Here is a 22,288-nt window from a genome sequence, read left to right on the forward strand (position 1 = left end):
GTTGCGAAAATACATGAGTTTTTCGGTTTCGGATGTGATTTTGATCGGAGACAATGTTTTTCCAACTGTTCCGCCACCAAAACCACATAGAATTCCCCGCAAACGCGCCGGTTTTGGCAGAATCGACGCCTTTTTTCGATAAGATGGATTTCAAACTGGCACGATATCTGCATCATATCCGGCGAGCGGGAAAATTCCTGCCATAACAAGAGAAGCGGAGAGACATTTTCTCATGAAAAAGATCGAAGCGATCATTAAGCCTTTCAAGCTGGACGAAGTGAAGGAAGCCCTTCAGGAAGTTGGCCTGCAGGGTATCACGGTCACGGAAGCCAAGGGTTTCGGCCGTCAGAAGGGCCACACGGAACTCTACCGCGGAGCTGAATACGTCGTCGATTTCCTGCCGAAGGTCAAAGTCGAGGTCGTACTGGCCGACGAGAACGCGGAGGCCGTTATCGATGCGATCCGCAAGGCGGCGCAGACCGGCCGCATCGGCGACGGAAAGATCTTCGTCTCCAACGTCGAAGAGGTTATCCGCATCCGCACCGGCGAGACCGGCATCGATGCCATCTGACCACTTTGCCAATCGCGCAAAGTCCGTTACCGTCACCGCCGACCTACACCGTCATCGCAAATCGGAGGAAACTCATTAATGGCGACCGCAAGCGAAATTCTGAAGCAGATCAAGGAGAACGACGTAAAGTTCGTCGATCTGCGTTTCACCGACCCGAAGGGCAAGCTGCAGCATGTGACGATGGACGTTGTCTGCGTCGACGAAGACATGTTTGCTGACGGCGTGATGTTCGACGGCTCCTCGATCGGCGGCTGGAAGGCCATCAACGAGTCCGACATGGTGCTGATGCCCGATACCGAAACGGTGCATATGGACCCGTTTTTCGCCCAGTCGACCATGGTCATCGTCTGCGACATCCTCGATCCAGTCTCCGGCGAGGCCTATAACCGCGATCCGCGCGGCACCGCCAAGAAGGCCGAAGCCTACCTCAAGGCATCCGGCATCGGCGATACAGTCTTCGTCGGCCCTGAAGCCGAATTCTTCGTCTTCGACGACGTCAAGTACAAGGCCGATCCCTACAATACCGGCTTCAAGCTCGATTCGACCGAATTGCCGTCGAATGACGATACCGATTACGAGACCGGCAACCTCGGCCATCGCCCGCGCGTCAAGGGCGGCTATTTCCCGGTTCCCCCCGTCGACAGCGCCCAGGACATGCGTTCGGAAATGCTGACGGTGCTCTCCGAAATGGGCGTCGTCGTGGAAAAGCATCACCATGAAGTCGCTGCCGCCCAGCACGAACTCGGCATCAAGTTCGATACGCTGGTGCGCAACGCCGACAAGATGCAGATCTACAAATATGTCGTGCACCAGGTGGCCAACGCCTACGGCAAGACGGCGACCTTCATGCCGAAGCCGATCTTCGGCGACAACGGCTCGGGCATGCATGTGCACCAGTCGATCTGGAAGGGCGGCAAGCCGACCTTTGCCGGCGACGAATATGCCGGCCTTTCCGAGAGCTGCCTGTTCTACATCGGCGGCATCATCAAGCATGCCAAGGCGATCAACGCCTTCACCAATCCGTCGACGAACTCCTACAAGCGCCTCGTCCCGGGTTACGAAGCCCCTGTGCTGCTTGCCTATTCGGCCCGCAACCGTTCGGCTTCCTGCCGCATTCCGTTCGGCTCCAACCCGAAGGCCAAGCGCGTCGAAGTCCGCTTCCCGGATCCGACCGCCAATCCCTATCTCGCCTTTGCTGCCATGCTGATGGCCGGTCTCGACGGCATCAAGAACAAGATCCATCCCGGCAAGGCCATGGACAAGGACCTCTACGACCTGCCGCCGAAGGAACTGAAGAAGATCCCGACCGTCTGCGGCAGCTTGCGCGAAGCGCTCGAAAGCCTCGACAAGGACCGCAAGTTCCTGACAGCCGGCGGCGTCTTCGACGACGATCAGATCGATGCCTTCATCGAGCTGAAGATGGCTGAGGTGATGCGTTTCGAAATGACGCCACATCCGGTCGAATACGACATGTACTATTCGGCCTGATCGGGCCTGAACACAGAAAGTCCCGGCCCGCCGGGGCTTTCGCCTCCCAGGTCATGAACGGCAAATGGCGAGGATATGACGTTCATGTGACGAACGGCGTGCAAAATCTTGATTTGCGCGGCACCAATCACCAAATTTGGTGATGAAAGGAAGTCGTACCATGAAAGAAAGAGTAGCAAAGTTCAGTATCGGCGAAGTGGTTCGGCACAAGGTATTTCCGTTTCGCGGCGTCATCTTCGACGTTGATCCGGAGTTCGCGAATACGGAGGAGTGGTGGAATTCCATTCCGGCCGAGGTGCGCCCGAGCAGGGACCAACCCTTCTATCACCTGCTCGCCGAGAATGACGAAAGCGAATATGTCGCTTATGTCTCCGAGCAGAACCTGATGAACGACGAAAGCGGCACGCCGCTTCGCAACCCGCAGATCTACCAGATTTTCGATCAGGCCCCGTCAGGGCAGTTCAAACCCAAGATGAGCTTCGCCCACTAGATCGAATGCCCGACCGCAGAAACCAGGCCTCGCACTCCCGGCGAGGCCATTTCTTTGGGCAACAAAAAACCCGGCGCAAAGCCGGGTTTCTGTCTAGAAATGATGGCAGGATTACTGCGCCTTGGCTGCCTTCTGGGCGTCTTCCAGCTTCTTGCGAGCTTCCTCGGCCTTCTTCTGCATGCTGTCCTGCAGGCTGCGCTGGCTTTCAGCGAGCTTGGATTCGGAAACCGGTTCGCCGTCATAAGCGCCGGTGAAGCCTTCAAGCGAAATCTTGATCGGGTTCGGGGCGCGACGGAAATTGATCGAGGTGAAGATCACGTCGCTGCCCTTCTTGAGGCTGGCGATCATCGCGTCGGTCAGCGGAATTTCGGCAGTGCATTTGTCCGGCAGGCAGACGGCGTAGTCGAGCTTCTGGCCCTTGCCGCCATCGATCTGCATGATGACGCCGGGAGGAACGAGGCGTGCCGTGGGAACCGAGACCTGCAGGAGCTTGCGGTTGATCTTGCCGGAAACCGAGATCAGGCCGACGGCCGTGACGAGCTGGCCGCCATTGGCGAGGATCAGGTTCTGGACAACACAGATGTCGTTGTCTTCCTGCTTGCTGCAGGTCTTGTACCAGCCGAGCTTCGGCGCTCCTGCGGCCTGTGCCGGGGCATCGGCCGGAGCCTGTGCCGCCGCATCCTGTGCGAAGGCGGAGACCGGAGCCGAAGCGCCGAACACCACTGCCAGAACGGACAGCGCTGCCCGCATTTTCTTTTCAGACTTGAACATCATAACGAATTCCGTCTCCTGATATCCGTTCGGGGCAGCGTCTTGCCGCCCCAACCATCGGGTCGTTCGGCACTCCACCTCTTAAAAAAATAAGGCAAATGCATGACCCCGAAACTTCGGGTTCACCTGTTACATCGCAGCGTTCAAGATATCCAGCATTTCTTTGGCAATTTGAGGTGCATTTCGTCGCGATGCCAAAGAAATCGCCGTTCCGTGTGGGAATCGGTCGACCCCATGATAATCTTCGCGTGAATCATGCACCGTTTTCACGGATCAAGGATTGCCGAATGCTCCGGATTGTCGTTCCCCTCGTCCTCTCGCTGCTGTGCGGCACTGTCGCTGCCGAGCCGCTGCACGGCATCGCGATGCATGGCGAGCCGGCATTGCCGCCGGACTACAAACACTTCCCTTACGTCAATCCCGACGTGAAAAAGGGCGGCAAGATCACCTACGGCGTCGTTGGCACCTTCGACAACCTCAACCCGTTCATCCTGAAGAGCATGCGCACGACGGCGCGCGGCATGTGGGATCCGGATTATGGCAATCTCGTCTACGAATCGCTGATGCAGCGCTCCAGGGACGAGCCCTTCACACTCTACGGCCTGCTCGCCGAAACGGTGGAATGGGACGATGCCCGGAGCTTCGTCCAGTTCAACCTCAATCCGAAGGCGAAATGGGCCGATGGCCAGCCGGTGACGCCCGAGGATGTGATGTTCACCTTCGAGCTGATGCGCGACAAGGGCCGCGTGCCCTTCGCCAACCGCCTCAACGTCGTCGCCAAGATGGAAAAGGTCAGCGAGCGCAGCGTGCGTTTCACCTTCAACGACAAGGCCGACCGGGAGACGCCGCTGATCTTCGGTCTGTTCCCGGTGCTGCCGAAACATGCGATCGATCCCGAAGCCTTCGACCGTTCGTCGCTGACGCCGCCGGTCGGCTCCGGTCCCTACAAGGTGAAGACGGTGAAGCCCGGCGAGAGCATCACCTATGAGCGCGATCTGAATTACTGGGGCAAGGATATTCCCGCCAAGGTCGGCACCGACAATTACGACCAGATCACTGTCCAGTATTTCCTGCAGGACACGACGCTGTTCGAGGCCTTCAAGAAGGGCGATGTCGATATCTATCCCGACGGCAATCCCGGTCATTGGGCCAACGCCTATAATTTCCCCGCCGTCACCTCGGGGGCTGTGCTCAAGGACGTGTTCACACCGAAACTGCCAAGCGGCATGCTCGGATTCGTGTTCAACACACGCCGGCCGATCTTTGCCGATCCCAAGGTGCGCGAAGGCCTGTCGCTGGTGTTCGATTTCGAATGGGCGAACAAGAACCTCTATTCCGGCGCCTATAAACGCACGCAGAGCTTCTGGCAAAATTCCGAGCTGTCGAGTTTCGGGGTTCCCGCCAACGCGGCCGAGCTTGCCCTGCTCGGGCCGATCAAGGACAAGATCGCGCCGGAGATACTCGACGGCACCTACAAGCTGCCGGTCACCGACGGCTCCGGCCGCGACCGAAATGTACTAAAACAGGCCGTCGAGCAGCTGAAACAGGGCGGCTATACGATCCAGGGCGGCAAGATGCTCAATGCCTCCGGCCGCCAGCTCGCCTTCGAGATCATGACGCAGAATGCCGACCAGGAGAAGCTCGCCGTCGCCTATCAGCGTTCGCTGCAGACGATCGGCATTGCCGTTTCGATTCGCACGGTCGACGATTCGCAATATCAGAGCCGGACGAACAGCTTCGACTACGACATGATCATGAAGTCCTACACGTCCTCGCTATCGCCTGGAAACGAACAGCTCGGCCGCTGGTCTTCGGCCGCGAAGACCCGCGAGGGCAGCGACAGTTTCGCAGGCGCTGCCGACCCCGATCTCGATGCGTTGATCGATCACCTGCTCAGGGCGCGCTCGGCCGAGGATTTCACCGCGGCGGTGCGCTCCTATGACCGGCTGCTGCTGTCCAGCCATTACGTGCTGCCGCTCTACCATATGGGTCAGCAGTGGGTGGCGCGCAGCAAGCGCATCGGCCATCCCGACACGGTGCCGCTCTACGGCTACCAGCTGCCGCTCTGGTGGGATACGAGCGCCCAATAAGAAGCAGCCGAACCACCCGGCTCAAATGTCTCCCTTGGAGACGCACAGAATAAGGAAAATCATCATGGAGCGTATCACCATCGACGTCGTCTCGGATGTCGTCTGCCCCTGGTGCTATCTCGGCAAGGCGCGGCTGGAGCTCGCCATCGCCGAGGTACAGGACGTAATCGGTGTCGACATCAACTGGCGGCCGTACCGGCTCAATCCCGACTATCCCAAGGAAGGCGTCGACCAGAAGAAGGCGCTGGCGGAGAAGCTCGGCGGCGAGGAGCGCGTGGCGCAGGCGCATAAGATGCTCTCCGATTACGGCCGCGAGGTCGGCATCGCCTTCGATTTCGAGGCAATCAAGATCGGCCCGAACACGCTCGATGCGCATCGATTGATCCACTGGGCGATGATCGAAGGCCGCGAGAAGCAGGACAAGGTCGTTGCCGCGTTGTTCAAGGCGAATTTCGAGGAAGGCCGCAATGTCGGCGACCATGCGGTGTTGCTCGATATCGCCGAAAAGTCCGGCCTCGACCGCTCGGTCATCGCCTCGCTGCTTGCCTCCGATGCCGACCGCGATCTGATCGTCGCCGAGATCAAAGCAGCCCAGGAGATGGGCGTCAACGGCGTGCCGTTCTTCATCTTCGACCAGCAATACGCCGTCAGCGGCGCTCAGACACCCGACGTGCTGGCAAACGCGTTGCGCGACATCGCCAAGGCGAAGGCCGAGGCGCGATCGGGGCTGAACTGAGGCTACCTATACGAATCGAGATCGTACAGCCGCGGTAAAGCTGTCCGAGAGAGCCAGCGATACCGTTTATATTTTCAAGCACGACTTGGAAAGAAGCATGAGTGGCGCCAGAGCGAAACCTCACGGAATTTATATACTTGATTCAAATGGAAATTATGGCTGGGAGTTCGCAAACCGGGACAGGCTGCTGCCAGATAGCGGCTACCTCGGCCTGAATTACAGCCGAACTCCATGGCCGGATAGCATGCTCGATTTGCCGCGCGGCCCGTGGCAAATACCCGACTATGCTGAAACGCCAAAACTGATCTTTGATCCAAAGCGGAAGGTCCAAGATATTTATGCTTTGGAGTATTTCCTTTTCATCTCCGACAAAATGAAGAGCTTACTCGATGAGTTCGCTCCAAAGTCATGCGAATACCTGCTTTGCGAGACCGAGTTTTCGAACGGGAAAACCGGTCCGAGAATCTGGCAGTGCAGCGTTGTCGATTCACACCGCAAGGCGGTGGATGTCGAGAACTCCCCTTTAATTCGTGTCACGAGATCGGGCGGCTATATGATATCGGGCGGGGCCGACTGGTGTTTTCTGGCAGCTGTCCTCAACGGCGCGCACGTGTTTCGCTTGGTTGAATATGCTGGCCCATTTTTTTGCGATCAAACATTCAAGAACATATGCAAAGACAGAGGTATTAGAGGTACTGCTTTCCAACAAGTTGGCTTTTACCAAAATAGCGGAGACGCTTCGGTGAAGAGCACAATCTGAGCCGCTGTAAAACGAAGTTGGACGATTTCCTACCTGACAACGGCGCCGCTCAGCCCAGAACCGGAACGCAGCGCACATCGGTCTTCACCGAATTGGCAATGAAGCATTCGTCGTGGGCGCGATGATGCAGGGCTTCGAGTTCGCTGAGTGAGGGCTGTTTTTCGCCGCTGAAGACGACATGCGGACGCAGCGTCACGATGGTCATGGCAAAGCGGCCCTCGGCATTCTTCTCCATGGTGCCTTCGGCGGCATCGGTGTAGCTGTCGACGCAAAGGCGCTGTTTGGCGGCGAGCGACAGGAACCAGAGCATGTGGCAGCTGGACAGCGAGGCGACGAAAGCCTCTTCCGGATCAACGGCATTCTCGGCTGAATAGGGCAGCGGGACGACATGCGCGGAAGAGGACGCCCTCACCTTGATGCCGCCGTCGAAGGTCCAGCGGTGGGCGCGGCTATAGCGGTTGTCGGTGAAGGTCTCGCCGTTGCGCTGCCAGGCGATCGTTGCGCCGTATGTCGCCATCTCCATCTCCCTTTTCCACGCAATTCCGGACGCAAAACCGCGGTACAGTTTTGCTGGAATTGCTCTATTTCGCGAGTTCTGCCAGTTGCGTCATGATGACCGCGGCACCCTGCAGGCGTTTTTCCGGCGTCGGCAGGTCGCGGGTCAGGAACAGGCTGTGGTCGGGGCGGATCTTCGCCATCGTGCCCTGCTTGCCGATATAACCGACGAGGTTTGCCGGATTGGGGAATTCCTTGTTGCGGAACTGCACGACGACACCCTTCGGGCCGGCATCGAGCTTTTCGACATTGGCGGTGCGGCAGAGCGACTTGATGTAGACGATCTTCAGCAGATGCTGGACTTCGATCGGCATCGGGCCGAAGCGGTCGATCATCTCGGCACCGAAGCCGTCGATCTCCTTGAGCTCGGTGATTTCGCCAAGGCGGCGGTAGAGCGCCATGCGCAGGTGCAGATCGGGCACGTAGCCTTCCGGGATCATCACCGTCGTGCCGACCGAGATCTGCGGCGACCAGCCGGTATCGTGGATCTCGTCGACACCCTTGACCTCGGCAACCGCCTCTTCCAGCATCTGCTGGTATAGCTCGAAGCCGACCTCCTTGATATGGCCGGACTGCTCCTCGCCGAGCAGGTTGCCGGCGCCGCGGATATCGAGATCGTGGCTCGCCAGCTGGAAACCGGCGCCAAGCGTATCCAGCGACTGCAGCACCTTGAGGCGACGTTCTGCGGTTGCCGTCAGCACCTTGTTGACCGGCAGGGTGAAGAGCGCGAAGGCGCGCACCTTCGAGCGGCCGACGCGGCCACGCAGCTGATAGAGCTGGGCAAGGCCGAACATGTCGGCGCGGTGGACGATCAGCGTGTTGGCTGTGGGAACGTCGAGGCCGGATTCGACGATGGTTGTGGACAACAGGACGTCGTAACGGCCTTCATAAAAGGCGTTCATAATGTCTTCGAGTTCGCCGGCCGGCATCTGGCCATGGGCGATGGCGACCTTCAGCTCCGGCACATCCGACTGCAGGAAGGCATGCACGTCCTCGAGGTCGGCAAGCCTGGGGCATACATAGAAGCTCTGGCCGCCGCGATAATGCTCGCGCATCAGCGTCTCGCGGATGACCAGGCTGTCGAAGGGCGAAATGAAGGTGCGCACCGCCATGCGGTCGACCGGCGGCGTGGTGATCAGCGACAGTTCGCGCACACCGGTCATGGCAAGCTGCAGCGTGCGCGGGATCGGCGTTGCCGACAGCGTCAGCACGTGCACGTCGCTCTTCAGCTCCTTCAGCCGCTCCTTGTGCTTGACGCCGAAATGCTGTTCCTCGTCGATGACGAGCAGGCCGAGATTGGCGAATTTGATGCCAGCGCCGAGCAGTGCATGGGTGCCGACGACGATATCGGTCTTGCCTTCCGCCACTTCCTTCTTGGTCAGCGCCAGCTCCTTGGCGCCGACAAGGCGAGAGGCCTGCTGGATGCGCACCGGCAGACCGCGGAAACGGTCGGAAAAGGTCTTGAAATGCTGGCGGGAAAGCAGCGTCGTCGGCACGACGACGGCGACCTGCGCACCGTTCATCGCGGCGACGAAGGCGGCGCGCAGCGCCACTTCGGTCTTGCCGAAGCCGACGTCGCCGCAGACGAGGCGATCCATCGGCCGGCCGGCGCCGAGATCGGAACGCACCGCCTCGATGGCGTTTTCCTGGTCCTCGGTCTCGTCATAGGGGAAGCGGGCGGCGAATTCGTCGTAGAGACCTTCCGGCGTCGTCAGCATCGGCGCATGGCGCGTCAGGCGCTCGGCGGCGATGCGGATCAGCGCATCGGCCATGTCGAGCAGGCGCTTCTTGAGCTTGGCCTTGCGCATCTGCCAGGCGCCGCCGCCGAGCTTGTCGAGCTGCGCTTCGGTCCCCTCGCCGCCATAGCGCGAAAGCAGATCGATGTTTTCGACCGGCAGGAACAGCTTGGCCTCGTCGGCATATTGCAGTTCGAGGCAGGCATGCGGGGCGCCTGCCGCCTCGATGGTCCTCAGCCCGATGAAGCGCCCGATGCCGTGTTCAGCGTGGACGACGATCGAGCCCTCGTCGAGGCCCGCGACTTCCGAGATGAAATCGGCTGCGCGCTTGCGACGCTTGGAGCGGCGCACCATGCGGTCCCCGAGGATGTCCTGCTCGCCGATGACGACGAGGTCACCGGCCTCGAAGCCGGCTTCGAGACTGAGCACGGCAGCCGCCGCCTCGCCTCTCGCCAGCGAACCGACATCCTTCAGCGCCTCGATCGACTTGACCTTTTCCAGGCCATGCTCGTTCAGCACCTGCAGCAGGCGTTCCAGCGAACCTTCGGTCCAGGCTGTGACGAGCACTTTCGCGCCGGCGGCGCGGCGGTCGGCAATATGCTTGACGACGACGTCGAAGATGTTGATGCGTTCGGCATCGCCGCCACCTTCGGCGTTCGAACGGGCCCAGCGCTGGCCCTGGCGGGCGTCGACATTGACGACCCGGCGCGCCTCGCCCTCATGCTCGTTGAAGGGGCTGATACGGATCGCGCCGAGTGCGTCGAGGGTTTTGACGAAAAGCTTGCTGTCGAGATAGAGCTGGCCCGGTGTCACCGGCTTGTAGGGCGTGCCCTGCGTCATCCCCTTGGCCGGCTGGCCGGAATTCAGGCGGGCGTCGTAATAGTCGAAAACGAGCTTGGAGCGCTCTTCGGCGGCCTCACGCACCGTATGGTCGATGACAATCCGGAAGCCGCTCAAATAATCGAAGACGGTATCGAGCTTCTCGTAGAAAAGCGGCAGCCAGTGCTCCATGCCGGGGTAACGGCGGCCTTCGGAGACGGCGAGATAGAGCGCGTCGTCGCGTGTGGTCGCGCCGAAAGCGGAGAGGTAATTCTTGCGGAAGCGGCTGATCGTATCCGGGGTCAGCGTCACCTCGCTCATCGGGTTGAGATCGAGGGAGCGCACCTGCCCTGTCGTGCGCTGGCTGGCCGGATCGAAGCTGCGGATGCTCTCCAGCGTGTCGCCGAAGAAATCGAGGCGGACCGGCTCTTCGGAACCCGGCACGAAGACGTCGAGAATGCCGCCGCGCACGGCATATTCGCCGACCTCGCGAACGGTGGCGACCCGCTCGAAGCCATTGCGCTCCAGGCGACCGGCGAGATCGTCCATGCGCAACTGGTTGCCAGGGCGGGCCGAAAAGCTCAGGCTTTCGATGACATCCTGCGGCGCTACCTTCTGCAGCATGGCATTGGCGGTCACGAGCACGATTGCCGCATGCGGCTTCTTGCGATGGGCGATGAGGCCGCCGAGCGCAGCCAGCCGGCGGGCCGAGGTGTCGGCGCTCGGCGAGACGCGGTCATAGGGCAGACAGTCCCAGGCCGGCAAGGTGAGAACCGGAATGTCGGGGGCGACGAAGCCCAGCATCTGCTCCAGATCGGCCATGCGGTGGCCGTCGGACATGACATAGGCGACCGGCTCTCCCGTTCGGGCGAGCTCGGCGAGCAGCAGCGTTTCAAGACCTGCTGGCACATTGCCGATCGTCAGCGGCTCGCCAATGGCCGCAAGCTTCTTCGCATCGAAACCAGGGATCATTCCGGCGTCCTGAGGGGCTTGTCAAAATCGGGCTTGTAGGCGGCGATGCGGGCAAACATCGGTGTCTGGAAACGCTCAGGCACCGGCCATGTTCCCATGACCCAGCGAACGAGATCATTGTCCTCTTCCGCCATGATCGTCTCGAACTCGTCGAGCTCGGCTTCCGACAGCCTGGCGATCTCAGATTCGGCGAACTGGCCGAAGACCAGATCCATTTCGCGGATGCCGCGATGCCAGCAGCGGAAAAGGATCCGGCGGCGGCGCAGGTCGAGACCGGCACTGGTGAGCGTGACACCTGTCATGGCATACCTTCCTGTTGATGCGCCTCTATAGACCCTGGAAAGCGGCTTGTCAGCCTTGCCAAGGCCGCATTGTTCATCGCATTTTGGCCGCATGCGCCCCGCCATTCTCGATCCTCTGTTTTCCCCTATTTCGGGCCTTCCGGGCGTCGGCCCGAAGATCGCCGACCTGCTGGTCAAGCTGCTCGGGCGCGAGACGCTGGAAGATTGCCGGGTCATCGACCTGCTCTTCCACGCGCCCTTCTCGCTGATCGACCGGCGCAACCAGCCAGGCATCGCCCGCGCGCCGCAAGGCGCGATCGTGACGATCACGGCGCGCGTCGACCGCCATCAGGTGCCGCCGGGCGGCAAAAGCAATATCCCCTACCGCGTCTTCCTGCATGACGAGACCGGCGAACTGACGCTGGTCTTCTTCCGCGGACAGGCGGCGTGGCTGGAAAAGCAGCTGCCTGTTGATGCGGAGGTGACGGTCAGCGGCAAGATCGACTGGTTCAACGGCCGTGCCTCGATGGTGCATCCCGACTATATCGTCAGGGCCGACGAGGCGGAGAGCCTGCCGCTCGTCGAGCCAATCTATCCGCTGACGGCGGGGCTTTCGCCGAAGACGCTCCGCAAGATCATCGACGCCGGCCTGCCGCGTTTTCCCGAGCTGCCGGAATGGATCGACCTGGCGCTGACTGAGAAGCAAGGCCTGCCGTCGATCCGCGACAGTTTCCACATGCTGCACGAGCCGCGCGATCCCAGCGATATCGACCCGCAGGCCCCTGCCCGGCGGCGGCTTGCCTATGACGAGTTCCTCGCCGGCCAGCTGTCGCTGAGCCTGGTGCGGCAGCGGCTACGCAAGGTGGCGGGCCAGCCGGTGCATGCCACCGGCGCCATCAGCGGCAAGATCCTGAAGACCTTGCCCTTCTTGCTGACCGGCAGCCAGAACGAGGCGATCGCCGAGGTTTTGCAGGATATGGCCGGCAACGAGCGCATGCTGCGGCTGCTGCAGGGCGATGTCGGTTCTGGCAAGACGCTGGTGGCACTGATGGCGATGGCGGCGGTGATCGAGAGCGGCGGCCAGGCCGTGCTGATGGCGCCGACCGAAATCCTAGCGCGGCAGCACCACGCGACGATCTCGAAATTCGCCGCCGCTGCCGGGCTCAGCATCGAGGTGCTGACCGGGCGCACCAAGGGGCGCGAACGGGAGGAAATCCTGGAGCGCATCGCCTCGGGTGCTGCCCAGATCATCATCGGCACGCATGCGCTGTTCCAGGACAGCGTCGCCTACGCCAATCTGATGCTTGCTGTCGTCGACGAGCAGCACCGTTTCGGCGTGCATCAGCGCCTGCGGCTGACCGCCAAGGGCCTCTCGCCGCATATGCTGGTCATGACGGCGACGCCGATTCCGCGCACCCTGGTGCTTGCCGCCTTCGGCGATATGGACGTCTCCAAGCTCACCGAAAAACCGGCCGGCCGCAAGCCGATCCAGACGATCACCGTGCCGATGGAACGGACCGGCGAGATCGTCGGCCGACTTCAAAGCGCGATCGCCGAGGGCAAGAAGGCCTACTGGATCTGCCCGCTGGTAGAGGAGTCCGAGGAGCTCGACCTGATGTCGGCCGAGGAGCGGCATGCCACGCTGGTCTCAGCACTTGGCCCCGGCATCGGCCTCATTCACGGCCGCATGAGCGGGCCGGAGAAGGACGCGGCGATGATGGCGTTCAAGAACGGCGAGACCCGACTTCTCGTCGCCACGACCGTCGTCGAGGTCGGTGTCGACGTGCCGGATGCGACGATCATGGTGATCGAACATGCCGAACGCTTCGGCCTGGCGCAATTGCATCAGCTGCGCGGCCGCGTCGGACGCGGCGACGAGGCCTCGACCTGCATCCTGCTCTATAAGGGGCCGCTCGGCGAGACCGGCCATGCCAGGCTCTCGATCATGCGAGAGACGGAGGACGGCTTCCGCATCGCCGAGGAGGACCTGAAGCTGCGCGGTGAAGGCGAATTGCTCGGCACACGGCAATCCGGCACGCCGGGCTTCCGCATCGCCAGCCTCGAGGCGCATGCCGACCTGCTGGAGATCGCCCGCAAGGATGCCGCTTACCTCATCGAGCGCGATCCGGAATTGACCACGGAGAGGGGAACGGCGATCCGCACCCTGCTCTATCTTTTCCGCCGCGACGAGGCGATCCGGTTTCTTAGAGCGGGTTAATCAGCCTTGGAAACCGCCACCGGCTTCGGCCGTGGCAAATGCTTCTGCTTGGGATCGGCCGGCTTGTGTTCGGGCGCCACGAGCCCGCCTGAAATCAGGAACTTGGCGGCGTCTTCCGGCGACATATCGAGCATGACGATCTTCTCGCGCGGCACGAAGATGAGGAAGCCGGCTGTCGGCACCGGCGTCGGCGGCAGGAAGACGGCGACCATGTCCTGGCCCATGGCATTGAACTTCGAAGCGATTTCGCCCTTGGCGTCGGTGGCGATGAAGATCAGTGCCCAGAGGCCGGGACCCGGATATTCGATGAGGCCGACCTTCTTGAAGGAGTTCGCCTGTTCCTTCAGCACGGTTTCGAAAATCTGCTTCACGCTTCTGTAGATCGTGCGCACCAGCGGCATGCGCTGGACGATCGATTCGCCGAAACGGACGATGCTCTGGCCGATGAGGTTCTTGCCGAGAAAGCCGACGACGGTGATCAGAACGACGGCGATCAGCAGGCCGAAACCGGGAATGGCGAAATTGAGATAGCTTTCCGGATTCCAGCGCGCCGGAATATAGGGCCGGACCCAGCTGTCCGACCAATGGATGAAGGTCCAGGTCAGCCAGATGGTAATCGCGATCGGCGCGCAGATGATCAGCCCTGCGAGAAAATTATTTCTCAGCCGGGTCGCGACCGGCATTCTGGGGATGTTGTCGGTCATCGTTTCCTGATGATCTCCATCTCAGTCGTGGACAGGCCGGAACGCCGGCCCTTCCCCCTTGTCCGCAGACCAAAATTGCCAGAATTCGGGGTCCCGCACAATATGTTTCGAAGCGAAGGTCGCAGCGTTACAGGCTTACTCCACGGTCACGGATTTCGCCAGGTTGCGCGGCTGGTCGACATCGGTGCCCATGAAGACGGCGGTGTGATAGGCGAGCAGTTGGATCGGCAGCGAGAAGATCATCGGCGCGATGATTTCGTCGACCACAGGCAGGGTGATCGTCGCCATGGTCGGCAGTTTCGAGGCCGCCGCGCCGGCCTCGTCGGTGATGAAGATGATGCGGCCGCCGCGGGCTGCGACCTCCTGCATGTTCGAGATGGTCTTTTCGAAGAACCGGTCGTAAGGGGCGATGACGATGACAGGCATGTTCTCGTCGATCAGCGCGATCGGTCCGTGCTTCAATTCGCCAGCGGCGTAACCTTCGGCGTGGATATAGGAAATTTCCTTGAGCTTCAGCGCGCCTTCCATGGCGAGCGGGAAGCTGGTGCCGCGGCCGAGATAGAGCACGTCCTTGCACTTCGACAGCTCGCGCGACAGGCTTTCCATCTGCGGCTGGATGAGGTTCAACACCCGGCTCATGATGCGCGGCATTTCGGCGAGATGGCGCACCAGCGCCCTCTCCTCGTCTGCACTCACCGTGCCGCGCGCCTTGCCGGCGCCGATCGCCAGCGCTGCCAGCACGGCAAGCTGGCAGGTGAAGGCCTTGGTCGAGGCGACGCCGATTTCGGGGCCGGCCATGATCGGGAAGACGGCGTCGGATTCGCGGGCAATCGTCGATTCGCGGACATTGACGACGGCGCCGATCTTCAGGCCGTTATCGCGGCAATAGCGCAGCGATGCCAGCGTATCGGCAGTCTCGCCTGACTGCGAGATGAAGAGGGCGGCCTGCGACGGCGACAGCGGCATTTCGCGGTAGCGGAATTCGGAGGCGACGTCGATCTCGACCGGCAGGCGGGCATAACGCTCGAACCAGTATTTGCCGACGAGGCCGGCGAGATAGGCGGTGCCGCAGGCCGAGATCGCCAGGCCGGTCGCCGCCTTGAAGTCGATCGCGGCGGCATTGGCGCCGATCGTATTCTCGGCGAAATCGACATAGTGGCTGAGCGCGTGAGAGATCACCTCCGGCTGCTCGTAGATTTCCTTTTCCATGAAGTGGCGGTGGTTGCCCTTGTCGACGACATAGGCGGTCGCCTGCGAGATCTGCCGGGCGCGTTTGACCGGCTTGCCGGCGAAATCGAGCACCGCGACGCTGTCGCGGGTGAGGATGGCGCAATCGCCGTCGACGAGATAGGTGATCTCGTTGGTGAAGGGCGAAAGAGCGATCGCGTCCGAGCCGAGGAACATCTCGCCGCGGCCGTAGCCGACGGCGAGCGGCGGGCCGGAACGGGCGGCCATGATCGTGCCGGGATCGGCCTTGAGCATGATGGCCAGCGCATAAGCGCCGGTTACCCGGTTCAGCATCTTCAGCATCGCAGCGCGCGGCTCCAGGCCTTCGCGCAGGTATTTCGCCATCAGATGGGCGACCACCTCGGTGTCGGTCTGGGTTTGGAAGACCGAACCCTCTTCGGTTAGTTCGTCGCGAAGCTCGGAGAAATTCTCGATGATGCCGTTGTGGACGACGGCGACGCCTTCGACGAAATGCGGATGGGCATTGGTCTCGTTCGGAATGCCGTGGGTCGCCCAGCGCGTGTGGGCGATGCCGACGGTGCCAGGCAGCGGTTCGCTGTCGAGGCGCTTTTCCAGATTGAACAGCTTGCCCTCGGCGCGGCGGCGATCCATCACGCCGTCATGAATAGTGGCGACACCGGCGGAATCGTAACCGCGATATTCGAGACGCTTCAGCGCATCGACCAGGCGCCCGGCAACAGGCGCAGTCCCGACGATCCCCACAATTCCACACATGCAACATTCCCCACTAGGCCTCAACAATGAGGCCAGTCCTAACGATTCCTGCTTATTTCTCAATCACCTCGGCGGTCACTTTCAATTTCCGCCGGTTACGCACGGCCTGTCAGGCTTTCGCCTTCTTCGCCGTCTTGATGGCGAGCGCACGCTCGCGAAGCAGCGTCGCGCGGCCGGGCTTGATCTCCTGCCGGGCACGGCCGAGCGCCAGCGCGTCGGCCGGCACGTTGACGGTGATGACGCTGCCGGAGGCGATATAGGCGCCGTCGCCGATCGTCACCGGCGCGACCAGCGAGGAATTGGAACCGATGAAGGCGTTTTCGCCGATCACCGTCTCGCTCTTGTTGACGCCATCATAGTTGCAGGTGATCGTGCCGGCGCCAATATTGCTGCCGGCGCCGATGACGGCATCGCCGATATAGGTGAGGTGATTGACCTTGGCGCCTTCGCCCAGCCGGCCGTTCTTGACCTCGCAGAAATTGCCGACCTTCGAACCGGTACCGAGATCCGCACCCGGCCGCAGCCGCGCAAAGGGGCCGACCGTCGCGCCCTGACTGACATGGGCGCCTTCGATATGCGAGAAGGCATGAATGACGGCGCCGCTGTCGATCACCGCGCCGGGACCGAAGACGACGTTCGGCTCGATCAGCGCATCCTGGCCGATGGTGGTATCGTAGGACAGAAAGACCGTTTCCGGCGCGATCATGGTGACGCCTGAAAGCATCATCTGGTGACGGCGACGCTCCTGCCAGAAACGCTCGATGACGGCGAGTTCGGCACGGGTGTTGCAGCCGGTCATCTCGATCTCAGGAGCATCGACCGCGGTCACGCGTCCGCCGAGCGAACGGGCGATCTCGACGAGATCGGTCAGATAGAATTCACCCTTGGCATTGGCATTGCCGATGCGCGTGAGAAGATCGAGCGCCTTGCGGCCATTGACCGCCATCAGCCCGCTGTTGCACCAGGTGACTGTGCGCTCGGCATCGGTCGCATCTTTCTCCTCGCGGATGGCGATGAGTTCGCCGTCCTTGACGAGCAGGCGGCCATAGCCGGTCGGGCGGTCGGTGTGGAAGCCGATGACGACGACATCGCTGCCATCGGCAAGGCCCTGGCGGGCGGCTTTGAGCGGCCCGTCGGTCTGGAGCGGCACGTCGCCATAGGTGACGAGGATATCGTCATAACCCTTGGCGATCGCGTCGCGGGCCGCCAACACTGCGTGGCCGGTGCCGAGGCGTTCCTTCTGCAGATAGGATTCGATGCTGACGCCGCCGATGCTCGCCGCCTTTGCCACATCCTCAGCATCGCGGCCGACGACAAGGGCGACGGACGAGATGCCGGCGGAGGCAACCGCCTCGACCACATGGGCGATCATCGGCCGTCCGGCGACAGGATGCAGCACCTTCGATTTCGAGGATTTCATCCGCGTGCTGTCACCGGCGGCAAGGATGACGGCAAGACAAGTGCGTTCCATGATTTGCTCCGCGAATCCGCGCCACGAGGCGGCTTTATCGCCTCATACTGCAAAATTCCCCAAATCGGAATCGATTTGAGGATAAATTATACAGCCATTCAAAGTGCTGCAGCGTCCTTTGCGGCTCCGAAAAGACGCGTGGCGCTGTCGATAAGCAAAGCCTTCACAAAGGTGAAATTGCGGCCGAAATCGACCCTATTACCGCCTCGGAACCGCGGGCCACGAAGGCTTCGTGCACATGATGGCGGCCGTCCAGGATGACGTCCTCCATCGCGCGGCGCGCAGCACTGCTATCGCCGGAAACGATCGCGTCGACGATGCGCATATGGGTGTCGGCGATATTGGCGAAGCCGTTTTCGGATGGCGGCGTGCTGATGCGGAACATGCCGACGAGAGCCGCTTCGATGAGGCTGCCCAGCGTCCGCATGAAGGGATTGTGCGAGGCTTCGGCGATCGCCAGGTGAAAACGAAGGTCGGCGAGTGCGAGGCTGTCGGCCGTATGACCAGCCGCTGCCATTTCGAGCGCCAGCCCACGCAGCATCTCGATATCCTCGGCATTCGCCCGCTCGGTGACGAGACCGGCGGCGAAGGGTTCGAAGGCGAGGCGAATATCGTAGAGCTGCAGCAGAAACTCTTCCGTCACACCGTTGTCGAAGTGCCAGGCGATGATCTCGCTGTCGAACATGTTCCAGAGGTTCTTTTCGGTCACACGCGTGCCGACCCGCGCCTTGGCGACGACCATGCCCTTGGCGGCGAGCGTCTTCATCGTCTCGCGCAAAACGGTTCGGGACACTTTGAAACGCTGCGCCAGTTCCGTATCGCCTGGCAGGATCGAGCCAACGGGATAGGTGCCGGCGACGATCGCCTTGCCGAGTTCGTCGACGACCTGGGCATGGCTCGTACGGGTTCTGCGCCCCGTCTTGCGTGTCTCGTCCAATTTGTAGCGCAAGCGATCCGTCTCCCCCTCAGGCGTACCTCTTGTTCAGACTGGAAACGAACAGGATGGCTTTCTGCATCAGGATGAATGCAAATAGCAGAAGGCCAATCAGGATCTTGGTCCACCAGCTCGACAGCGTGCCGTCGAAGGTGATGTAGGTCTGAATGAGCCCCTGGATCAGGATACCGATCAAGGTTCCCGCCACGAATCCCGCTCCTCCGGTCAGCAGCGTCCCCCCAATGACCACCGCCGCGATGGCATCGAGTTCGACGCCGACTGCTGCAAGAGAATATCCGGCAGAGGTGTACAGCGAAAAAACGATCCCGGATAGGCCCGCCAGAAAGCCCGACAGCGCATAGATCTGGATTGTCGTGCGGCCGACCGGCACGCCCATCAGCCGCGCCGTCTGCGTGCCGCCCCCGAGTGCATAGACGTTGGTGCCGAAGCGGGTGCGCTGGGCGATGAAGATGCCGACGGCAAAGACCAGAAGCATGATGCCGCCGATCAACGTCAGCCGCCCGCCGCCCGGCAGACGATAATAGAGGCTTGTCAGCGTCGAATAATATTCATGGTTGATCGGGATGCTGTCGATCGAGAGCACGAAAGCCATGCCGCGCGCCAGGAACATGCCTGCAAGGGTGACGATGAAGGCCGGCATTTCGAGATAGTGGATGATCGCGCCCATGATACCGCCAAAGGCAGTGGTGATGACGAGCACGATCGCGAAGGCGAGCAGCGGATGGATCGAGGTGTTCTGCAGGATCACCGCAAGGAAGACGCCGGTAAAGGCGATGACCGAGCCGATCGACAGATCGATGCCGCCCGAAATGATGACGAAGGTCATGCCGACGGCAGCGATGCCGAGAAAGGCATTGTCGGTCAAAAGATTGCCGATGACGCGCGTCGACAGAATGTTCGGATATTGCAACGCGCAGCCGGCATAGGCGAGCACGAAGATGACGATGGTCGCAAGCAGCGGCAGGTATTTGGAGTTCATTTCGGCTGCTCCCTACCGCCCTGCCGGCGGCTGGCGAAGATGGCGAGCGATTGTACCGCCGGCGACTGGATGACGAGGATGATGATAATGATGACGGCCTTGATGATCAGGTTGAATTCAGGCGGGAAGCCGGCCGACAGGATGCCGGTATTCACCGCCTGGATGATCATCGCGCCGATCAGCGACCCGAGAATGCTGAACCGGCCGCCAAGCAGCGAATTGCCGCCGACGACGACGGCCAGGATCGCGTCCAATTCCAGCCATAGGCCGGCATTGTTGGCATCGGCGCCCTTGATGTCGGCTGCGACGATGATGCCCGCGATCGAGGCGCAGATCCCGCTCAGCATATAGACCGCCATCAACAGCACCGGCGTTTGAATGCCGGAGAGCGTGCTGGCACGGCGATTGATGCCGACGGCCTCGATCAGCATGCCGAGCGCCGTGCGGCGGACGAGCAGGATGACGAGCAGGCCGACGAGGAACCAGATGACGACAGGCATCGGCAGGAGAGCCAGCGAACCGCTGCCAAAGAAGGTCAGCCCGTCATCGTTGAAGGTCAGGATGGCGCCTTCGGTGATCAACTGGGCGATGCCGCGGCCGGCGACCATCAGCACCAGCGTGGCGATGATCGGCTGGATATTGAGGACCGCCACCAGGAAACCGTTCCAGACGCCGCAGGCAAGCCCGATCGCTAGCGTCAAGATAATAGTATAAGCAACTGAATTTCCTGACACAATCGACGAAGCGGCGACGGCGCCGCAGATGGCGATGACCGCACCGACGGACAAGTCGATGCCCTTGGTGGCGATGACGAGCGTCATGCCGATCGCCAGCAGCGCCACCGGCGCGCCGCGGTTCAGCACGTCGATCAGGCTGCCATAGAGGCGGTCATTCTGAACCACGACATTAAAAAACTGCGGCGACGTGATGAAATTCAACAGAAGAATGACAACGAGCGCAATCAATTGCGGCGCCAGGCGATATGCCAGCGCTTTCAGCGAGGACCTCATGCATCCTCCATCTTGTGTTCGGCGGCGGCGATGGCTTCGACGATGCCGGCAGCGGTGATACGCTCGCCTGTCAGTTCGGCGATATGCTGTCTGTCGCGCAGTACGATGACACGTGAACTATAGGCGACAAGCTCTTCAAGTTCCGAGGAAATCACGATCAGCGACATGCCGCCGGCGCAGAGCTCTTCGATGAGCCGGATGATCTCTGCATGGGCGCCGACATCGATGCCGCGGGTCGGCTCGTCGAGGATCAGAAACTTCGGATTGGTCGCCAGCCAGCGGGCAAGAATCGCCTTCTGCTGGTTGCCGCCTGACAGTAGCCGGATCGGTTTTTCGCGATCGGTGGTGCGGATATCGAGCGCCTTGATGTAGCGGTCGGCAAGCGTATTCTGCTCGGCGCGCGACAGCGGCCGCGTCCAGCCGCGGCGGGCCTGAAGCGCCAGTGCGATGTTCTCCCTGATCGACAGGTCGCCGATGATGCCATCGGTCTTGCGGTCCTCGGGGCAGAAGCCGAAGCCCTTTGCGATCGCCGCGCGCGGGCTCGAAAGCGTCACCGGCTGGCCGTCGATCGTGGCGCTGCCGCTATCGGCATGCTCGATACCGAAGAGCAGTTCGGCGGTTTCGGTGCGGCCGGAACCGAGCAGCCCGGCGACGCCGACCACTTCTCCGGCGCGCACCTCAAGATCGAAAGGCTTGACCTTGCCGCGTTTGCCGTAGCCTGAAAAACGGTATCGGACATCGCCGGCCGCAAGGCTGCGTTCCCGCACCGTCTCCTCGACATGCGCCAGTTCGCGGCCGAGCATCATGGCGATCAGGCCCTGGCGCGGCAGATCGGCGGCGTCGCGGGTGCCGACGAGCTTGCCGTTGCGCAGCACGGTAATACGGTCACTGATCGTATAGACCTGCTCGAGAAAATGGGTGATGAAGACGATGCCAAGGCCTCGCTTCTTCAGGTCGTCGATGATGCGGAAGAGCAGCGCCACCTCCTGATTGTCGAGACTTGCAGTGGGCTCGTCGAGGATCAGCACCTTGCCGGAGAGATCGACGGCACGGGCGATGGCAACCACCTGCTGGACGGCGACGGAGAAACGGCCGAGCTCGGCGGTGACGTCGATATCGACGCCGTAGCCGGTGAGCAGGTTGCGCGCCTTGCGGTTCATCGCACGCACGTCGGTCATGCCGAAGCGCCTTGGCTGGCGGCCGAGAAAGAGATTTTCGGCAACGCTCAGATTGGCCAGCAGGTTGACCTCCTGATAGACCGTGCCGATACCCAGCTTCTGGGCGGCGAGCGTATTGGCCGGATTGATTTCCTGGTCGTCCAGCATCAGGCTGCCCTCGTCACGATGATAGGCGCCAGTGATGCACTTGATCAGCGTCGACTTGCCGGCGCCGTTTTCGCCCAGCAGTGCGTGCACCTCGCCTCTGCGGAGCGTGAAATCGACCTTATCCAGCGCCACTGCGCCGGGAAAGAATTTCGATATTCCGGAGGCCGCGAGAACGTTCTCGAAATCGTGAATCATAAGGGTCTGTTTTCCTGATATTGACGGCAAAAGCCGCGCCGCGGCCGGACATGAGGTCCCAAGGCGGCAAAGGCAGTTCCGCACCGGTCCATGACGGGCCGGTGCGGTTCTACAGCGCCCCGCATCTTTTCGAGACGCATAAGGACGCTGTAGCGCTTTGAATTGCTGCATGATTTTATCCAGAAATCGAATGCCGATTT

At 61.4% G+C, this 22,288-nt stretch carries 18 protein-coding genes; 7 read left to right on the forward strand and 11 right to left on the reverse strand.

Translation table 11 applies throughout. The annotated features are described in order from the left end of the window. Positions 1 to 232 precede the first annotated feature (232 nt). From FFM53_RS01650 to hspQ, 3 genes are all read left to right on the forward strand, one after another. Positions 233 to 571, forward strand: coding sequence for a P-II family nitrogen regulator (locus FFM53_RS01650; RefSeq protein WP_003539626.1), 339 nt, complete (start codon positions 233 to 235; stop codon positions 569 to 571). Positions 572 to 649: 78 nt separating this feature from the next. Continuing rightward, the gene (gene glnA, locus FFM53_RS01655) at positions 650 to 2,059 is read left to right on the forward strand and encodes a type I glutamate--ammonia ligase (RefSeq protein WP_011651961.1); all 1,410 of its coding nucleotides are present in this window, start codon (positions 650 to 652) and stop codon (positions 2,057 to 2,059) included. 160 nt (positions 2,060 to 2,219) lie between these two features. Next, the gene (gene hspQ / locus FFM53_RS01660; RefSeq protein ID WP_003539613.1) at positions 2,220 to 2,549 is read left to right on the forward strand and encodes a heat shock protein HspQ; all 330 of its coding nucleotides are present in this window, start codon (positions 2,220 to 2,222) and stop codon (positions 2,547 to 2,549) included. Between the two features lie 111 nt (positions 2,550 to 2,660). On the opposite strand, the gene FFM53_RS01665 is transcribed toward hspQ, so the two are convergent. After that, positions 2,661 to 3,323, reverse strand: coding sequence for an invasion associated locus B family protein (locus FFM53_RS01665; protein ID WP_029875196.1), 663 nt, complete (start codon positions 3,321 to 3,323; stop codon positions 2,661 to 2,663). A 284-nt stretch (positions 3,324 to 3,607) separates the two neighbouring features. Here FFM53_RS01665 and FFM53_RS01670 point away from each other — a divergent pair, with 284 nt between their 5' ends. The 3 genes from FFM53_RS01670 to FFM53_RS01680 all read left to right on the forward strand — a co-directional run bounded on the left by FFM53_RS01670 (position 3,608) and on the right by FFM53_RS01680 (position 6,906). After that, positions 3,608 to 5,410 carry an extracellular solute-binding protein gene (locus FFM53_RS01670; protein WP_173883526.1) on the forward strand — a complete coding sequence of 601 codons (1,803 nt, stop codon included), beginning with the start codon at positions 3,608 to 3,610 and terminating at the stop codon, positions 5,408 to 5,410. 64 nt (positions 5,411 to 5,474) lie between these two features. Beyond that, entirely contained in the window at positions 5,475 to 6,146 is a 672-nt protein-coding gene (locus FFM53_RS01675; protein WP_138389210.1) for a DsbA family oxidoreductase, read from the forward strand. Between the two features lie 97 nt (positions 6,147 to 6,243). Beyond that, entirely contained in the window at positions 6,244 to 6,906 is a 663-nt protein-coding gene (locus FFM53_RS01680) for an imm11 family protein (RefSeq protein WP_138389211.1), read from the forward strand. Positions 6,907 to 6,955: 49 nt separating this feature from the next. Here FFM53_RS01680 and FFM53_RS01685 read toward each other — a convergent pair whose 3' ends face one another. The 3 genes from FFM53_RS01685 to FFM53_RS01695 form a co-directional block, all read right to left on the reverse strand. Beyond that, entirely contained in the window at positions 6,956 to 7,423 is a 468-nt protein-coding gene (locus tag FFM53_RS01685; RefSeq protein WP_138389212.1) for an OsmC family protein, read from the reverse strand. A gap of 64 nt (positions 7,424 to 7,487) precedes the next feature. After that, on the reverse strand, positions 7,488 to 10,988 hold the full coding sequence (gene mfd, locus FFM53_RS01690) for a transcription-repair coupling factor (RefSeq protein ID WP_138389213.1): 3,501 nt from the start codon (positions 10,986 to 10,988) through the stop codon (positions 7,488 to 7,490). Further along, positions 10,985 to 11,290, reverse strand: a complete 306-nt coding sequence (locus FFM53_RS01695; RefSeq protein ID WP_138389214.1) for an FAD assembly factor SdhE — start codon at positions 11,288 to 11,290, stop codon at positions 10,985 to 10,987. The genes mfd and FFM53_RS01695 overlap by 4 nt, the downstream gene beginning before the upstream one ends. Before the next feature lie 91 nt (positions 11,291 to 11,381). Between FFM53_RS01695 and recG the strand changes: the two genes are divergently transcribed. Beyond that, positions 11,382 to 13,487, forward strand: coding sequence for an ATP-dependent DNA helicase RecG (gene recG, locus FFM53_RS01700; protein ID WP_138389300.1), 2,106 nt, complete (start codon positions 11,382 to 11,384; stop codon positions 13,485 to 13,487). Here recG and FFM53_RS01705 read toward each other — a convergent pair. The 7 genes from FFM53_RS01705 to ytfR form a co-directional block, all read right to left on the reverse strand. Continuing rightward, positions 13,484 to 14,191: a DUF502 domain-containing protein gene (locus FFM53_RS01705; protein WP_138389215.1), complete on the reverse strand. Its 708-nt coding sequence runs from the start codon at positions 14,189 to 14,191 to the stop codon at positions 13,484 to 13,486. The two genes, recG and FFM53_RS01705, sit on opposite strands and share 4 nt — an antisense overlap. A 135-nt stretch (positions 14,192 to 14,326) precedes the next feature. Continuing rightward, on the reverse strand, positions 14,327 to 16,153 hold the full coding sequence (gene glmS, locus FFM53_RS01710; protein WP_138389216.1) for a glutamine--fructose-6-phosphate transaminase (isomerizing): 1,827 nt from the start codon (positions 16,151 to 16,153) through the stop codon (positions 14,327 to 14,329). Positions 16,154 to 16,262: 109 nt separating this feature from the next. Beyond that, the gene (glmU, locus tag FFM53_RS01715; protein ID WP_138389217.1) at positions 16,263 to 17,624 is read right to left on the reverse strand and encodes a bifunctional UDP-N-acetylglucosamine diphosphorylase/glucosamine-1-phosphate N-acetyltransferase GlmU; all 1,362 of its coding nucleotides are present in this window, start codon (positions 17,622 to 17,624) and stop codon (positions 16,263 to 16,265) included. 163 nt (positions 17,625 to 17,787) lie between these two features. Beyond that, complete coding sequence (locus FFM53_RS01720; RefSeq protein ID WP_138329499.1) at positions 17,788 to 18,573, reverse strand: FadR/GntR family transcriptional regulator; 786 nt, start codon at positions 18,571 to 18,573, stop codon at positions 17,788 to 17,790. Positions 18,574 to 18,589: 16 nt separating this feature from the next. After that, a complete protein-coding gene (yjfF, locus tag FFM53_RS01725) occupies positions 18,590 to 19,558 on the reverse strand; it encodes a galactofuranose ABC transporter, permease protein YjfF (RefSeq protein WP_064648021.1) in 969 nt (322 codons plus the stop codon). Next, the gene (locus tag FFM53_RS01730) at positions 19,555 to 20,568 is read right to left on the reverse strand and encodes an ABC transporter permease (protein WP_138389218.1); all 1,014 of its coding nucleotides are present in this window, start codon (positions 20,566 to 20,568) and stop codon (positions 19,555 to 19,557) included. Before FFM53_RS01730 ends, yjfF begins: the two co-directional genes overlap by 4 nt. Next, positions 20,565 to 22,088, reverse strand: a complete 1,524-nt coding sequence (gene ytfR / locus FFM53_RS01735) for a galactofuranose ABC transporter, ATP-binding protein YtfR (protein ID WP_138389219.1) — start codon at positions 22,086 to 22,088, stop codon at positions 20,565 to 20,567. Before ytfR ends, FFM53_RS01730 begins: the two co-directional genes overlap by 4 nt. Positions 22,089 to 22,288 lie beyond the last annotated feature (200 nt).

Source organism: Rhizobium indicum (assembly GCF_005862305.2).
Lineage (GTDB): Bacteria > Pseudomonadota > Alphaproteobacteria > Rhizobiales > Rhizobiaceae > Rhizobium > Rhizobium indicum.

What these genes read in the sequence shown, in the direction of transcription:
- FFM53_RS01650 (WP_003539626.1), top strand. Translation starts at nt 233, where the DNA reads ATGAAAAAGATCGAAGCGATCATTAAGCCTTTCAAGCTGGACGAAGTG.
- glnA (WP_011651961.1), top strand. Translation starts at nt 650, where the DNA reads ATGGCGACCGCAAGCGAAATTCTGAAGCAGATCAAGGAGAACGACGTA.
- hspQ (WP_003539613.1), top strand. Translation starts at nt 2,220, where the DNA reads ATGAAAGAAAGAGTAGCAAAGTTCAGTATCGGCGAAGTGGTTCGGCAC.
- FFM53_RS01665 (WP_029875196.1), bottom strand. Translation starts at nt 3,323, where the DNA reads ATGATGTTCAAGTCTGAAAAGAAAATGCGGGCAGCGCTGTCCGTTCTG.
- FFM53_RS01670 (WP_173883526.1), top strand. Translation starts at nt 3,608, where the DNA reads ATGCTCCGGATTGTCGTTCCCCTCGTCCTCTCGCTGCTGTGCGGCACT.
- FFM53_RS01675 (WP_138389210.1), top strand. Translation starts at nt 5,475, where the DNA reads ATGGAGCGTATCACCATCGACGTCGTCTCGGATGTCGTCTGCCCCTGG.
- FFM53_RS01680 (WP_138389211.1), top strand. Translation starts at nt 6,244, where the DNA reads ATGAGTGGCGCCAGAGCGAAACCTCACGGAATTTATATACTTGATTCA.
- FFM53_RS01685 (WP_138389212.1), bottom strand. Translation starts at nt 7,423, where the DNA reads ATGGCGACATACGGCGCAACGATCGCCTGGCAGCGCAACGGCGAGACC.
- mfd (WP_138389213.1), bottom strand. Translation starts at nt 10,988, where the DNA reads ATGATCCCTGGTTTCGATGCGAAGAAGCTTGCGGCCATTGGCGAGCCG.
- FFM53_RS01695 (WP_138389214.1), bottom strand. Translation starts at nt 11,290, where the DNA reads ATGACAGGTGTCACGCTCACCAGTGCCGGTCTCGACCTGCGCCGCCGC.
- recG (WP_138389300.1), top strand. Translation starts at nt 11,382, where the DNA reads ATGCGCCCCGCCATTCTCGATCCTCTGTTTTCCCCTATTTCGGGCCTT.
- FFM53_RS01705 (WP_138389215.1), bottom strand. Translation starts at nt 14,191, where the DNA reads ATGACCGACAACATCCCCAGAATGCCGGTCGCGACCCGGCTGAGAAAT.
- glmS (WP_138389216.1), bottom strand. Translation starts at nt 16,153, where the DNA reads ATGTGTGGAATTGTGGGGATCGTCGGGACTGCGCCTGTTGCCGGGCGC.
- glmU (WP_138389217.1), bottom strand. Translation starts at nt 17,624, where the DNA reads ATGGAACGCACTTGTCTTGCCGTCATCCTTGCCGCCGGTGACAGCACG.
- yjfF (WP_064648021.1), bottom strand. Translation starts at nt 19,558, where the DNA reads ATGAACTCCAAATACCTGCCGCTGCTTGCGACCATCGTCATCTTCGTG.
- FFM53_RS01730 (WP_138389218.1), bottom strand. Translation starts at nt 20,568, where the DNA reads ATGAGGTCCTCGCTGAAAGCGCTGGCATATCGCCTGGCGCCGCAATTG.
- ytfR (WP_138389219.1), bottom strand. Translation starts at nt 22,088, where the DNA reads ATGATTCACGATTTCGAGAACGTTCTCGCGGCCTCCGGAATATCGAAA.